This is a genomic window from Pseudomonas sp. LRF_L74, assembly GCF_965644255.1.
GTDB lineage: Bacteria > Pseudomonadota > Gammaproteobacteria > Pseudomonadales > Pseudomonadaceae > Aquipseudomonas.
Genome location: NZ_CBFFRH010000001.1, coordinates 350,620 through 364,820, shown reverse-complemented (window position 1 = coordinate 364,820; position 14,201 = coordinate 350,620). Strand labels below are relative to the sequence as shown.

Annotated in this window: 6 protein-coding genes and 2 pseudogenes; 7 read left to right on the top strand and 1 reads right to left on the bottom strand. The window is 64.9% G+C overall.

Translation table 11 applies throughout. The features are described 5' to 3' along the window. Positions 1–60: 60 nt before the first annotated feature. Entirely contained in the window at positions 61–1,122 is a 1,062-nt protein-coding gene (locus ACSZPK_RS01725) for an AIM24 family protein (RefSeq protein WP_437879672.1), read from the bottom strand. Positions 1,123–1,362: 240 nt separating this feature from the next. Here ACSZPK_RS01725 and recC point away from each other — a divergent pair, with 240 nt between their 5' ends. From recC to ACSZPK_RS01690, 7 genes and pseudogenes are all read left to right on the top strand, one after another. Continuing rightward, positions 1,363–4,797: an exodeoxyribonuclease V subunit gamma gene (recC, locus tag ACSZPK_RS01720; protein WP_437879671.1), complete on the top strand. Its 3,435-nt coding sequence runs from the start codon at positions 1,363–1,365 to the stop codon at positions 4,795–4,797. After that, complete coding sequence (gene recB / locus ACSZPK_RS01715) at positions 4,794–8,420, top strand: exodeoxyribonuclease V subunit beta (RefSeq protein WP_437879670.1); 3,627 nt, start codon at positions 4,794–4,796, stop codon at positions 8,418–8,420. Before recC ends, recB begins: the two co-directional genes overlap by 4 nt. After that, positions 8,417–10,450 carry an exodeoxyribonuclease V subunit alpha gene (recD, locus tag ACSZPK_RS01710; RefSeq protein WP_437879669.1) on the top strand — a complete coding sequence of 678 codons (2,034 nt, stop codon included), beginning with the start codon at positions 8,417–8,419 and terminating at the stop codon, positions 10,448–10,450. The genes recB and recD overlap by 4 nt, the downstream gene beginning before the upstream one ends. Before the next feature lie 163 nt (positions 10,451–10,613). Continuing rightward, positions 10,614–12,464, top strand: coding sequence for a DNA recombination protein RmuC (rmuC, locus tag ACSZPK_RS01705; protein ID WP_437879668.1), 1,851 nt, complete (start codon positions 10,614–10,616; stop codon positions 12,462–12,464). Between the two features lie 169 nt (positions 12,465–12,633). Next, positions 12,634–13,389 carry a hypothetical protein gene (locus tag ACSZPK_RS01700; protein WP_437879667.1) on the top strand — a complete coding sequence of 252 codons (756 nt, stop codon included), beginning with the start codon at positions 12,634–12,636 and terminating at the stop codon, positions 13,387–13,389. A 292-nt stretch (positions 13,390–13,681) separates the two neighbouring features. Next, positions 13,682–13,990: pseudogene (locus tag ACSZPK_RS01695) on the top strand (helix-turn-helix domain-containing protein); the annotation flags it as partial. 30 nt (positions 13,991–14,020) lie between these two features. After that, positions 14,021–14,180, top strand: a pseudogene (locus ACSZPK_RS01690) (transposase); the annotation flags it as partial. Positions 14,181–14,201 lie beyond the last annotated feature (21 nt).

Genomic DNA, 14,201 nt, shown 5'->3' with positions numbered 1-14,201 from the left:
TTACAAGGCTAACATCTTGATTAATATAAAGATGACTGGTGGATGACGGCAACTCGCTGGTCAGCCTCTGTTGTTGCCTCGCGGCGCCGCCGCCAGCATGCGCCCGGCCAGGCGCGAGAACGGCAGGCTTTGCAGCCACACGGTGCCGGGGCCGGTCACGGTGGCGAGGAACATGCCTTCGCCGCCGAACAGCATGCTCTTGATGCCGCCCGCGCTGCGAATGTCGAAGTTCACCTCGCGGGTCATCGCCGCCAGGCAGCCGGTGTCGACGTCCAGGCGTTCGCCCGGGGCCAGTTCGACCTTGCGGATGCTGCCGCCCATGTGCACGAAGACGATGCCGTCGCCTTCCAGCTTCTGCAGGATGAAACCCTCGCCGCCGAACAGGCCGGTAAGGATGTTGCGCTGGAAATGCAGGCCCAGGCTGACGCCCCGTGAGCCGGCGAGGAAGCTGTCCTTCTGGCAGATCAGTCGGCCGGCGTACTGTTTCAGGTCGAGGGCGAGAATGGTGCCGGGGTAGGGCGCGGCGAAGGCCACCCGGCCCTTGCCGGGCGATTGCTGGGTGAACACCGTGGTGAACACGCCTTCGCCGGTGGCCAGGCGCTTGCCGGCGCTGAACAGCTTGCCGAGCAGGCCGTCGTCCTGGCTGTTGCCGTCGCCGAACACGGTTTGCATGTCCACGCCGGCGGTCTTGTACATCATCGCCCCGGCCTCGGCGACGGCGCTTTCGCCCTGGTCCAGTTCGATTTCGACGAACTGGGTCTCGCTGCCATGGATCTTGAAGTCCACGCCATCCGTGCGCTGGTTCGAGCCGAAGCCCGAGGAAGCCGCCACGCCCTGCTGCTGCACGGGTGCTGGGCTGGGCACGGGGGCGCGGGAGGACCCGGCGCTGTCGGGCAGGCGGGTCGGCTTGGCCGACAGCATATCCGGCGATGGCGGCGGGAACGGCGTGACGCCATCCTTTTTCATCGGCCGGATTTCCGCCACCTGATGCACCGGCTGCCAGTCGGCCATGCCTTGGCGCCAGCACCACGAGCCGGGTGATTCGCGGGCGATGCGTTTCGCCTGTTCGGCGTCCATGGGGCCAGTGAGCTTGCCGTTTACCGAAAGGATCCAGGTTGCCAATCGAAGGTACTCCCAAGAGGTCGGAGGGGCAGTCTAACCGGCGCGACTCGACGCGTGCCAAAGGTCACGACACGGGATGTCGCCTGCTCGGCGATAATGCACCAGGCGCGGGTCGGATATGCTTTGTGCCCGCCAGCGAGACAGCGGCGAATGTCATTCGCCCGATGCCGATGGTAGTTTGGCGACCCGTCCGCCGCACCCGGGCGAATCGCTTTCAGAACAAAGACTCAGGACTTATCCATGCAGCAGCTTCAACCCGGTCTGATGGTGATCCACGGCAACCACCTCGAAGAGCTGCGTGCGCTGGCCGTCGAGTGGATGCGCCGTTACCCGTTGCGGCCGCTGGAGAACGAAGTGCTGCTGGTGCAGAGCAACGGCATCGCCCAATGGCTGAAGCTGGCGCTGGCCGAGCAGGACGGCTGTGGCATCGCCGCGGCCACCGACGTGGACCTGCCGGCGCGCTTTCTCTGGCAGGCCTATCGCAGCGTGCTGGGCAGCGAGGCGATTCCGCAGCAATCGCCGCTGGACAAGGCGCCGCTGACCTGGCGCCTGATGCGCCTGTTGCCGAGCCTGCTGGCCGAGCCGACGTTCGCGCCGTTGCGGCGCTTCCTGGCCGATGACGCCGACCTGCGCAAGCGCTACCAGTTGGCCGAGCGCCTGGCCGACCTGTTCGACCAGTACCAGGTCTACCGTGCCGACTGGCTGGCGGACTGGGCCGAGGGCCGCGACCAGGTGCGTAACGCACGTGGCGGCGTGCGCCAGTTGGACGAATCCGCGCAATGGCAGCCGTTGTTGTGGCGCAGCCTGTTGGCGGACGTCGGCGCGGAGCACCTGGCGCAGAGCCGGGCGGGTGTGCATCCGCGTTTCGTCGAACGCCTGGCCGAGCTGGATGAACGCCCGCGTGGCCTGCCGCGTCGGGTCAGCGTGTTCGGCATTTCCTCGTTGCCGGCCCAGGCGCTGGCGGCGCTGGCGGCGATGTCGCGCTTCTGCCAGGTGATGCTCTACGTGCACAACCCCTGCCAGCACCACTGGGGCGACATCGTCGAGGACAAGGACCTGCTGCGCCACGAATTCCGCCGGCACAAGCGCAAGGCCAGCGGCCTGCCGATCCAGCCCGGCCTGTTCGACGTGGTCGAGTTGCACCAGAACGGCCAGCCACTGCTGGCGGCCTGGGGCAAGCAAGGCCGCGACTACATCAACCTGCTCGACCAGTACGACGAGCCGCAGCGCTACCGCGAGCAGTTCGAGCGCATCGACCTGTTCAGCCCAGGCGCCGAGGACAGCCTGCTGGGCCAGTTGCAGAACGACATCCTCGACCTGCGTCCGCTGAAGGAAAGCCGCGCGCGCTGGCCGGCGGTCGACCCGCAAACGGACCGTTCGCTGCGTTTCCATGTCGCCCACAGCGCCCAGCGCGAGGTCGAGGTGCTGCACGACCAACTGCTCGCCGCCTTCAGTGCGGACCCGACGCTGCGTCCGCGCGACATCATCGTCATGGTCCCGGACGTGAACGCCTACGCGGCTTCCATTCGCGCGGTGTTCGGCCAGTTCGCCCACGACGACCCACGTTTCATCCCGTTCACCCTGGCCGACCAGGGGCTGCGCGGCAAGGCGCCGTTGCTGATCGCCCTGGAGCATCTGTTGCGCCTGCCGGAGAACCGTTTCAGCGTGAGCGAGATTCTCGACCTGCTCGACGTGGCGGCCGTGCGCGGGCGCTTCGCCATCGACGAAGACGACCTGCCGCTGCTGCGCCGTTGGCTGGAGGGCGCCGGCGTACGCTGGGGGCTGGACGCCGAACAACGGGCGAGCCTCGGCCTGGGCGACGGTCTGGAGCAGAACAGCTGGCGCTTCGGCCTGCGGCGCATGCTGCTCGGCTATGCTGTGGGCGGCGCTGGCGCCCATGCTGGCATCGAACCCTATGACGAAATCGGTGGGCTCGATGCGGCGCTGATCGGCCCGCTGACGCGCTTGCTCGACAGCCTGGAAATCCATTGCCAGGTGCTTGCCGAGCCGGCCTTGCCGAGTACCTGGGGCGAGCGTCTGCGGGCGTTGCTGGACGACTTCTTCCTGCCGCACAGCGAACATGACGAGGTGCTGCGCGCCCAGGTGCTCGACGCCCTGGACGATTGGCTCGGATTGTGCGAGGCGGCGAGCCTGGAGGAGGCGCTGCCCTTGGCGGTGGTGCGCGAGGCGTGGCTCAGTGGCGTCGACCAGGGCAGGCTCAGCCAGCGTTTCCTGGCCGGTGCGGTGAACGTCTGCACGCTGATGCCGATGCGCGCCATTCCGTTCCGCCATGTCTGCCTGCTCGGCATGAACGACGGCGATTACCCGCGCAGCCAGGCGCCCCTGGATTTCGACCTGATGGCCGGCGACTACCGTCCGGGCGACCGTTCGCGGCGCGAAGACGATCGTTACCTGTTGCTCGAAGCCTTGTTGTCGGCGCGTGACCGGCTGTATGTGAGCTGGGTCGGGCGTAGCATCCGCGACAACAGCGAGCGTCCGCCGTCGGTGCTGATCGGCCAGTTGCGCGACCACCTGGCCAGCGCCTGGCGCCTGGCTGGCGGCGGCGATCTGCTGCACGCGCTGACGCTGGAGCATCCGCTGCAACCGTTCAGCCGCCGTTATTTTCGCGGCGATGCCGCGTTGTTCAGCTATGTGCATGAATGGGCGGTGTCGCATCAGGCGACGGCCGCCGAGCCGGTTGCGCAGGCGTTGCCGGACTGGCTGGCGGATGCGCCGCTGAGCCTGGAGAAGTTGCAGCGTTTCCTGCGCGATCCGGCGAAGCATTTCTTCACCCAGCGCCTGAAGGTGCACCTGGACGAAACCGAGCAGGCCGAGCTGGACGCCGAGCCCTTCGCGCTCGATGGCCTGCACAATCATCAGCTCAAGCAACGCTTGCTGCAGGCGGCACAGCGCGCCCTGGAAGAGCACGAGGATGTCGACCAGGCCCTGCGGCGCGCTGCCCTGCGCATCCAGCGCAGCGGCGTGCTGCCGGTGGCGGGGTTCGGTGAGCGCTTGCGTGAGCGCTTGCTAGAACCCTTGCCGGCGCAGTTGCTGCATTACCAGGCGCTGACCGCACGCTGGTCGCAGCGCCTGACCTCGCCGCTGCGCCTGAGCTACGCGCATGCCGGACTGCAACTGGAAGACTGGCTGGGCGACCTGCGCAGTACCGGCGACGAGTTGGCGCGTCTGGAGCTACAGGCCGGCGGGCTGAAGAAAGAACGCACGTTGAAATGGCACCGCGTGCTGCGACCCTGGGTCGGTCACGTGGTCGCGGCGGCCTGCGGTCATCCGCTGACCACCGTGCTGGTCGCCGAAGACGTGCGCCTGTCGTTCGTGCCGCTGGAGCAGGCCGAGGGCGAGCGCATCCTGCGGCAGTGGCTGGAGGCCTATGCGCAGGGCATGCAGGCACCCTTGCCAGTGGCGATCAAGACCGCGATGGCTTACCTGGCCGCCGCCGAGAACGATGTCGACAAGGCCGCCGAGGCCGCGCGCAAAGCCTACGAAGGCGATGGCTACCAGGCGTTCGGCGAGGTCAGCGAGAGCGCCAGCCTGCTCCGTCATTACCCGGATTTCGCCGTGCTGGCCGCCGACGGTCGTTTCCCGTTCTGCTGCGAGCAGTTCTACCAATCCTTGCTGCACGCCAGCATCACCGTACTCGAGGATGCGCAACCATGAGTCAGCAACGCCCCCTGGCCCTGCGCTTTCCCCTGCACGGCAGCCGCCTGATCGAGGCCAGCGCCGGCACCGGCAAGACGTTCACGATTTCCGCCCTGTACCTGCGGCTGATCCTCGGGCACGGCGGCGAGGCGGCGTTTCGCGAGGCATTGCTGCCGCCGCAGATTCTCGTGGTGACCTTCACCGACGCCGCCACCCGCGAGCTGCGCGAGCGCATTCGGGCGCGCCTGGTGCAAGCCGCGACGGTGTTCCGTGGTGACGCCGAGGGCGACGAATTGCTCGCCTTGCTGCGGGCGGATTTCCCGCCTGCGACCTGGGACGATTGCGCACGGCGCCTGGAGCTGGCCGCGCAATGGATGGACGAGGCGGCGGTGTCGACCATCCACGGCTGGTGCCAGCGCATGCTGCGCGAACATGCCTTCGACAGCGGCAGCCTGTTCAGCCAGACCCTGGAGACCGATCACAGCGAACTGCTGGCCGAAGTGGTGCGCGACTACTGGCGCCAGCATTGCTACCCGTTGCAGGGCGTGGCCCTGGACTGGGTCGCGGATAACTGGGGCGCGCCTGATGAATTGGGCGCACGCATCCGCCCGCTGCTGGGGGAAGACGGCGACGCCAGCCAGGCGCTCGGCCATCTGTTGGAAGCCTCCCTCCAGGAGCGCCACGCGGCCTTGAGTCAACTCAAGCAACCCTGGGCAGCCTGGGCCGATGAATTGCAGCGCCTGCTCGACCAGGCCGTGGCCGCCAAGCAGGTGGATGCGCGCAAGATCCAGGCGCGCTACTACAGCCCCTGGCTGGAAAAGCTGCGCACCTGGGCGCTGGGCGCTGACGAGTCGCTGGACATTGGCACCGGCTTCAGCCGCCTGACCGCCGATGGCCTGACCGAGGCCTGGAAGGCCGGGCCGCCGCCGAATCATCCGGCCCTGGACGCCATGAGCCAACTCAAGGCCCGGCTCGACGCCTTGCCGGCGCCGGCCGAAGCCGCGTTGCGTCATGCGGCGGCCTGGATTCGCCAGCGCTTCGACCGCGAAAAACGCCAGCGCGCCGAGATGGGCTTCGACGACATGCTGGTGCGCCTGGACGCCGCCTTGCAAAGCGCCAGCGGGCCGCGCCTGGCCGAGGTGATCCGCCAGCAGTTCCCGGTGGCGATGATCGACGAGTTCCAGGATACCGACCCGCTGCAGTACCGCATTTTCGACACGCTCTACCAGGTCGAGGCCAACCGCGACGATTGCGCGCTGTTCATGATCGGCGACCCCAAGCAGGCGATCTATTCCTTCCGTGGCGCGGATATCCACACCTACCTGCGCGCCAGGCGTGCCACCGAGGGGCGGCACTACAACCTCGACACCAACTTCCGTTCCAGCCAGACGATGGTCGATGCGGTCAATGCGTTGTTCGAACAGGCCGAGCGGCGCGAGGGCGGGCAGGGCGCGTTCCTGTTGCGCGACGATCTGCCGTTCATCCCGGTCGGGGCCCAGGGGCGCAAGGATGGCTGGAGTGTCGATGGCGCAGGCCAGCCAGCCCTGACGCTCTGGCACCTGGCGAGCGACGAGGCCCTGGCCAAGGGCCGCTACCTGCAACAGCTGGCGAGCGGCGCGGCCAGCGAGATCGTGCGTTTGCTCGACCTCGGCCAGCAGCGGCGTGCCGGTTTCGCCAACGGCGCAGCGCTGCAACCGTTGCAGCCCAGCGATATCGCCGTACTGGTGCGCGACTTCAAGGAAGCCCAGGCGATCCGTGGCGAATTGGCAGCGCGTGGCGTGCGCAGCGTGTACCTGTCGGACAAGGATTCGGTGTTCGACACCCTCGAAGCCCACGACCTGCTGCTGTGGCTGCGCGCCTGTGCCGAGCCCGATCAGGAGCGCCCGCTGCGCGCCGCATTGGCCAGTGCCACGCTGGACCTGGGCCTGGCCGAGCTGGAGCGCCTGAACCTCGATGAGCGTTTCTGGGAGGCGCGGGTCATGCAATTCCGTGGCTATCGCCAGCGCTGGCAGCGCCAGGGTGTGCTGCCGATGCTGCGGCAGTTGCTGCAGGATTTCGAATTGCCGCAACAACTGCTGGCCCGCGAGGACGGTGAGCGGGTGCTGACCAACCTGCTGCACCTGGCCGAACTGCTGCAACAGTCTGCCGCTGAACTGGATGGCGAACTGGCGCTGATCCGCCATCTGGCCGAGGCGCTCGCCGAACGTGGCCAGGCTGACGAGACCGTGCTGCGCCTGGAGAGCGACGATGCCCTGGTGCGCGTGGTGACCATCCACAAATCCAAGGGCCTGGAGTATCCGCTGGTGTTCCTGCCCTTCATCTGTTCCTTCCGTCCGCTCGACGACAAGAAGCCGCTGATGGTGCACGACGGCCAGCGCCGCCGCCTGCTGCTCAAGGCCGACGAGGCCAGCCTGGTCCAGGCCGAGCAGGAGCGCCTGGGCGAAGACCTGCGCCTGCTCTACGTGGCGTTGACCCGTGCCCGCTACGCCTGCTGGCTGGGCATCGCCGACCTGAAGATCGGCCAGGCCAGGGGCTCGCGCCTGCACCACAGCGCCCTTGGCTACCTGCTGGGCGGTGGCCAGGCGCTGGCGCAAAGTGCCGACCTGCTCGGCTGGCTGAGCCCGCTCGCGCAGCCGTCGCGCTGCGCGGTGTTGCCGGCGCCAGTCGCCACTGAGCAGCGCTACCGTGCGCTGGACGACGGCGCCTTCGTGCCAAGCTGGCCGACGCCGGCCCGCAGCGCCCGCGAACACTGGTGGATCGCCTCCTACAGCGCCCTGCGCATGGAGGAGGGCGAAGACGCGACGATCGATCGCCACGACGACCTGTCGCCCGACAATCCAGCGGTACAGATCGCCAGCGACGATGAGCGCCCGGCCTTGGCCCTGGAGCAGATCCCGGTTTCAGCCCAGGGCCTGCACCGCTTTCCCCGTGGTCCCAACCCCGGCACCTTCCTCCACGGCCTGCTGGAAATCGCCGCCGCCGAAGGCTTCGCGCCCCTGGCGGGCGACCCCGGCGCGCTGCGCGAGCATCTGGCGCGGCGTTGCCAGCGGCGCGGCCTGGAAAGCTGGATCGAACCGCTCTGGCACTGGTTGCAGGCACTGCTGGTGCAGCCGCTGCACCTGGGTGACGGGCAGTCGGCGAGCCTGGCCGAACTGGTCGAGTACCAGGCGGAGCTGGAGTTCTGGTTCGAAGCGCGGCGGGTCGAGGTCAAGCGCCTGGACCAGTTGGTGCAGCGCTTCGAGCTGCCCGGCGTGGCGCGGCCGGCGCTGACTGCCGACACCCTGAACGGCATGTTCAAGGGCTTCATCGACCTGGTGTTCGAACATGAGGGGCGCTACTACGTGGTCGACTACAAGTCCAACTGGCTGGGCGCCGACGACCAGGCCTATACCTTTGAGGCCATGGAGGCGACCGTGGCCAGCCACCGCTACGACCTGCAATACGTGCTCTACGTCCTGGCCCTGCACCGCCACCTGCGCCTGCGTTTGCCGGACTACGACTACGACCGCCACCTGGGCGGCGCGCTGTACCTGTTCCTCCGCGCGCCGGCTGCCGGGCAGTACCTGGCGCGTCCGGCGCGAGCGCTGATCGAGCGCCTGGACGCCCTGTTCCTCGGTGAAAGCATGGAGGCCCTGGCATGACGCCGATGCTCGCGGATCGCAGGCAACTGTTCGAACTGCTCGCCGCCTGGAGCGAGCGCGGTTGGCTGCGTGAGCTGGACCGCAGCCTGGCGCTGTTCTTCGCCGGACTCGACGCCGAGGCCTCGCCGTTGCTGTTGCTGGCCGCCGCCCTGGCCAGTCACCAACTGGGGCAGGGGCATGTGTGCCTCGACTTGCGCACTACCCTGGCCGACCCCGACTCGGCCTTGTCGCTGCCGCCGGAGGGCGAAAGTGCCGAAGGTGTCAGCCTGTTGCCGTCACACGTGCTCGCCGGGGTGAGCCTGCCAGCCTGGCGTAGCGCCTGCGAGAAGAGTGCGCTGTTGCAGGAGCGCGAAGACCAGGTCGCGCCGCTGGTACTCAGTGGCGATTGCCTGTACTTGCGGCGCTATCGCGATTACGAGCGCAGCGTGGCCGATTGTATCGGCGCACGCCTGCGTGCTCCGGCCGACGCCCCCACTGACCTCGCCGCGCGTCTGAGCGCGTTGTTTCCCGAACCTCTGGTACTCGCAGGCCAACGCCTGACCGACTGGCAGAAACTGGCCTGCGCCCTGGCCGCACGCGGGCGTTTCACCCTGGTCACCGGCGGCCCCGGTACCGGCAAGACCACCACCGTGGTGCGCCTGCTGGCGCTGTTGCAGGCGGCGGCGCTGGACCAGGGCGCGCCGCTGCGCCTCAGCCTCGCCGCGCCGACCGGCAAGGCCGCCGCGCGGTTGACCGAATCCATCGGTGCCCAGGTCGCGTCGCTGCCGGTCAGCGAGGCCGTGCGCGGGCAGATTCCCAGCAGCGTCACCACCCTGCACCGCCTGCTGGGCAGCCGTCCGGACAGCCGCCACTTCCGCCACAACGCCGCCAACCTGCTGCCGCTGGACGTGCTGGTGGTGGACGAAGCCTCGATGATCGACCTGGAAATGATGGCCAGCCTGCTCGATGCGCTGCCCGCCCATGCACGGCTGATCCTGCTCGGCGACAAGGACCAATTGGCCTCGGTGGAGGCTGGGGCGGTGCTCGGCGACCTCTGTCGCGATGCCGAAGCCGGTGGCTACAGCCAGGCCACATTGCACTGGCTGGCGCAGCAGACTGGCGAGCGCATCGAAGACCCGCAGTTGCACGGCGGTGAGCAGGCGTTGGCCCAGCACATCGTCATGCTGCGTCACTCGCGGCGTTTCGCCGGTGGCTCCGGTATCGGTCGCCTGGCCCTGGCGGTCAATCGCGGGGCGGCTGCCGAGGCCCGCGCGGTGCTCATGGCCGGTACGGCGGATGTCCATGCACTGCGTCTGGCAGGCGAGCAGGATCGCGCCTTCGAGCGCCTGTTGCTGGATGGCTGGCCGGGCGATGAGCAGCGTCCAGTGGGCTACGTCGACTATCTGAACGTCCTGCGCGAACAGCGCCCCGACCTGGGCGACGACAGCGAGCGCTGGGATGCCTGGGCGGCGGCGGTGTTGACTGCCTTCGACCGCTTCCAGTTGCTCTGTGCCGTGCGCAAGGGTGCCTGGGGCGTCGAAGCGCTCAATGTGCGCATCGCCCAGGCACTGTTGCAGCGCGGGCTGATCGAGCAGGACCACGGTTGGTACGAAGGCCGTCCGGTGCTGGTGACGCGCAACGACTATGGCCTGGGTTTGATGAACGGCGACATCGGCATCGCCCTGCGCCTGCCCGAGCCATCGACGCAGGCGGGTGAGGCGTCGCGTCTGGTGCTGCGCGTGGTGTTCCCTCGCAACGACGGTTCCGGCGGCCTGCGCTCGATCCTGCCCAGCCGCCTCGGCGCGGTGGAAACCGTGTTCGCCATGACCGTGCACAAATCCCAGGGCTCGGAGTTCGCCCATTGCGCACTGGTGCTGCCGGAAAACCTCAACCCGGTGCTGACCAAGGAACTGATCTACACCGGCATCACCCGCGCCCGGCATTGCTTCAGCCTGGTGGAAAGCCGCGCCGGGGTGTTCGAACAGGCGGTGCAGCGTCGCGTGGTGCGGCGCAGCGGTTTGCGCGCCGCGCTGCTCGGCGCCGATGCCTGATGGTTCGCCAACGCGGCGCGCACGGATCGGGTGCATGTGGAACAATTGCGCCGTCAGCTCGATTTCGCCCGCGACCATAGCGTGTCAGGCCGCCCGCAGAGTCCGTTCACGGCCCTGTGCGGCAGAGCGAAACGAGCGGGTATACAAGTGCTCAGGAGTAATCATGCAAGCCAGTCAATGGACCCCCGACATCATCGCCATCAGCGTGGTGTTGGTTATCGTCTTCGCCCTGTTGGGCTACTTCTTCGCGGCGCTGCGCCAGGGACGGCAGAACGCCCTGCTCGCCACTCAGTTGGAGCAGGCGCGGCTGGAGCAGGACGCCGCGGCGCGTCAGTGCTCGCTATTGCAGGAACAGCTCAAGGCTGCCGAAGCGTGTGGCCACGCCTTGCAGGTCGAGGAAGGCAAGCTCAGCGCCCGGCTGGCTGCCGCTGCGGCGACCGAGGCGCGCCTGGGTGACGAGGTCAGGGAGAGCCGGCAACGCCTGAGCGATCTGGAAAGCCGCCTGGAGCAGGCGAACCAGGCGCGCCATGCCGCGCAGACCCAGCAGGAAACGACCCTGACGGAAATCCGTAGCTTGAAAGAGCGGATCGAGGACTACCGCACGCGTTTGCAACAGGCGCAGGCTGCGCTGGATCAGGAGCGCATCGCCGTCAGCCAGTTGAAGGATGCCCTGGCCGAGGAAGGCAAGCGCACCAAGGGCTTCGAGACCACCGAGCGCGAGGCGCGGGTGCAGGTGGGCGATCTCAAGGCGCAATTGGTGGCCGCGACGGAAAAGCACGACGCCCTGCAGCATCGACTCGCCGAGGTCAGTCGCGAACATACCCGCCTGAAGACCGAGTTGGATGAGCGTGCCGCCAGCCATGAGCGCGAATTGGCCAGTTTCGAGAAGCAGAAGGCCAGCCTGTCAGAGCAGTTCAAACTGCTGTCCAACGAAATCCTCGAAGCCAAGAGCCAGGCGTTGCAGGAGAACAGCAAGCTCACCCTGAGTGCGGTGATGAGCCCGTTCCAGCAGTCCATCGACACCTTCAAGAAGGAAGTGCAGGACATCCACCACCGCGAGACCACCCAGCAGGGCGAGCTGCGCAAGGAACTGGAGTCGCTGAAGGCGCTGAACCAGCAGATCACCGCCGAGGCCCACGAGCTGTCCACCGCCCTGCGCGGGCAGAAAAAGCTGCAAGGCAACTGGGGCGAACTGGTGCTGGAAAACGTCCTCGAACGCTCTGGCCTGCAACTGGGCAAGGACTACGCGCGCGAGGTCAGCTTCACCACCGAGGAAGGTCGCCAGCGCCCCGACGCAGTGGTCTACCTGCCTCAGGGCAAGCACCTGATCATCGATGCCAAGGTCTCGCTCAACGCCTACACGCGCTTCGTCAACGGCGAGAGCGAGGCGGAGCGCATCCTCGCGCTGAAGGAGCACGTGCAGGCCGTCGGCAGCCGCATCAAGGAACTGGCCGACCGCGATTACTACAAGCTGCCGGGCCTCAATTCGCCGGACATGGTGTTCATGTTCATCCCCATCGAGTCGGCCTTCGTCGAAGCGCTGAAGGCCGACGAGACCCTGTTCCAGCAAGCCATCGAGAACAACGTGCTGGTGGCCACCCCGACCACCCTGCTGACCAGCCTCAACATCGTCCGCCAGCTATGGCGCTACGAAGACCAGAACAAACACACCGCCGCCCTGGCCAACAAGGCCGAGGCGGTGTTCAAGAAGCTCAATACCTTCCTGGCCAGCTTCGAGAAGGTCAAGAAAGGCCTCGACACCGCCAGCGAAGCCTACGCCAAGGCCGAAGGCCAACTGGTCAGCGGCAAGGGCAACCTGGTCAAGCAGGTCGGCGAATTCAAGAACCTCGCCCCGGCGATCAAAGGCGAGCTGCCGGAATACTTCGTCGACAAGGCCGCACTGGAAATCGACTTCATCCCGGCGCTGCCGGAGAACGAGGCGGCGGTGGACGCGGTTGAACCGGACGATTTGCTGGCGGAAATCGAAGATGAAAAGGGCGCGCAGGAGGATTGATCGAGACTATCCAGCGTGTCTCGGCAACCGCACGAGAGTTGGAACGGGGCATCGCCTGATTGATGGCGGACGACTCGCTCAAGAATGCGCTGCCGAAGTAGCTGCTTGTTATGATTGTTTGGAAAAACTGACAGGCTTGTTTGGCGGTTTTTTTGACCGGCGATAATAGATGGGTGGTCGAGGTAGAAGGACTGCAATTAAACAGGGATTAGATAATTTCTATAAAGCTATGAAGTACACCAAAGGCAATTTCCCGGAACTAAAATCACAAGCCAACTGGTTCATCACTTGGCTTGTACGAATTTTGCTCGGGTCAGTATTTGTTTTTTTCTTTCTGTCTTCTTTCGCAGTGCCTGTTCTGCTTTACATGGAAGAAGAAATATCAGTTGTTGTTATGGTTGTTTATTATCCGCTGATTGTTTGGGGATATGTTGCTATCGTTCGCCAGATGAAAAAAGCAAATTATGTTGGCGGCATAACGGTAAACAAGAAAGGGCTCCGTTTCCATAAGGCAAACGGCGAAACAGAAACCATTTCATATGCGCAGCTCCATTGCAGCAATGACCGGTATACTGATGATGTGTATGTCAAAACACTAATTAAAGGCGGAATAATTTTTTTCGTTCATATGAACGGAAATAAAAAAATGATTGATTTTAAAATGGATGCCACCCTTACATACTATGCGGGAAATCATAAAGAATTAAGGGCGCATTTCATTCAGGGGATTCAGCTTTTCAGACCGGACTTGCATATTTCGTCGTTTGTTTATTCGAAGTTTTTCATACGCCCTGACACTTTTGAATTTGACAAGCAAGAGTACAGAAAAACCATTATAGCTATTATTGCATTAATAGTTTTGGTCTCTCTGGGAATTGAGCTGTGGATGCGCTATCAGTTCGGACATTCTTTGCTGGGAAAATAAAAATTACCAAGATGAAAAACAGTATAGGAAAGACTTCATAAATCAGATGTGCAAATTCCCGCTGATGCGACTGCTTGGAGACGGGATTTGCACATTAGCTGTCTGGCGAAATGTGGGCTGAAGTACAAGGGCTGAACGTTGGTACTTTCTTTGCCGCCGAAGCTGTTTGCATTGGCTTTTTTGGTTCTTCACGGAATCCCGGGAAAGAATAGAAACAAGGACGCCGGTTTGATGGATGGTGTTCGTGCGAGCAAATCCACCTGCAAATCGGCGTTCTTGTGCACGATTCAACCGATTTCCCACCTGCGGCGGCTGTCACACGCTCTGCCCGAGCGTCCATGAATACTGTCAGCGAGTCATCCGAGACTTGCCCATTCTCGGGAGGGCGGTTCGTCTAGACATCGAGCTTAGATGAGTCGTGTGCAGCACTTGCGGCAAGCGCCTGGAGGCTGTCAGGTGGCTCGATCATTATTCGCGAATGACTCGTCGCGTGGCCGATGCTGTCGTTCAGGCGTGTCGGCGACTACCGACCTTACATGTTGCTGAGTTGTTCGGGTTGCATTGGGACAGCGTACGCCTCCTGGAGCGACGCGCGTTGCAAGTGGAGGTGCTGCCTAAGCTTGATACGGCTGAGGGCTACTGGCGCGGCATCCTGAGCAAGGTGCGATGGCCACGGGTCAATTGGAAGGCATCAATACCGAATCAAGGTGATCAAGCGGATGGCCTATGGCTACCGGGATAGCGAATTCTTTTTCATGAATATCAAGAGCGACTTTTCCGGTAATCCGTAAAGAACCTTTCTATTTGCCAGC

What these genes read in the sequence shown, in the direction of transcription:
- recC (WP_437879671.1), top strand. Translation starts at nt 1,363, where the DNA reads ATGCAGCAGCTTCAACCCGGTCTGATGGTGATCCACGGCAACCACCTC.
- recB (WP_437879670.1), top strand. Translation starts at nt 4,794, where the DNA reads ATGAGTCAGCAACGCCCCCTGGCCCTGCGCTTTCCCCTGCACGGCAGC.
- recD (WP_437879669.1), top strand. Translation starts at nt 8,417, where the DNA reads ATGACGCCGATGCTCGCGGATCGCAGGCAACTGTTCGAACTGCTCGCC.
- rmuC (WP_437879668.1), top strand. Translation starts at nt 10,614, where the DNA reads ATGCAAGCCAGTCAATGGACCCCCGACATCATCGCCATCAGCGTGGTG.
- ACSZPK_RS01700 (WP_437879667.1), top strand. Translation starts at nt 12,634, where the DNA reads ATGGGTGGTCGAGGTAGAAGGACTGCAATTAAACAGGGATTAGATAAT.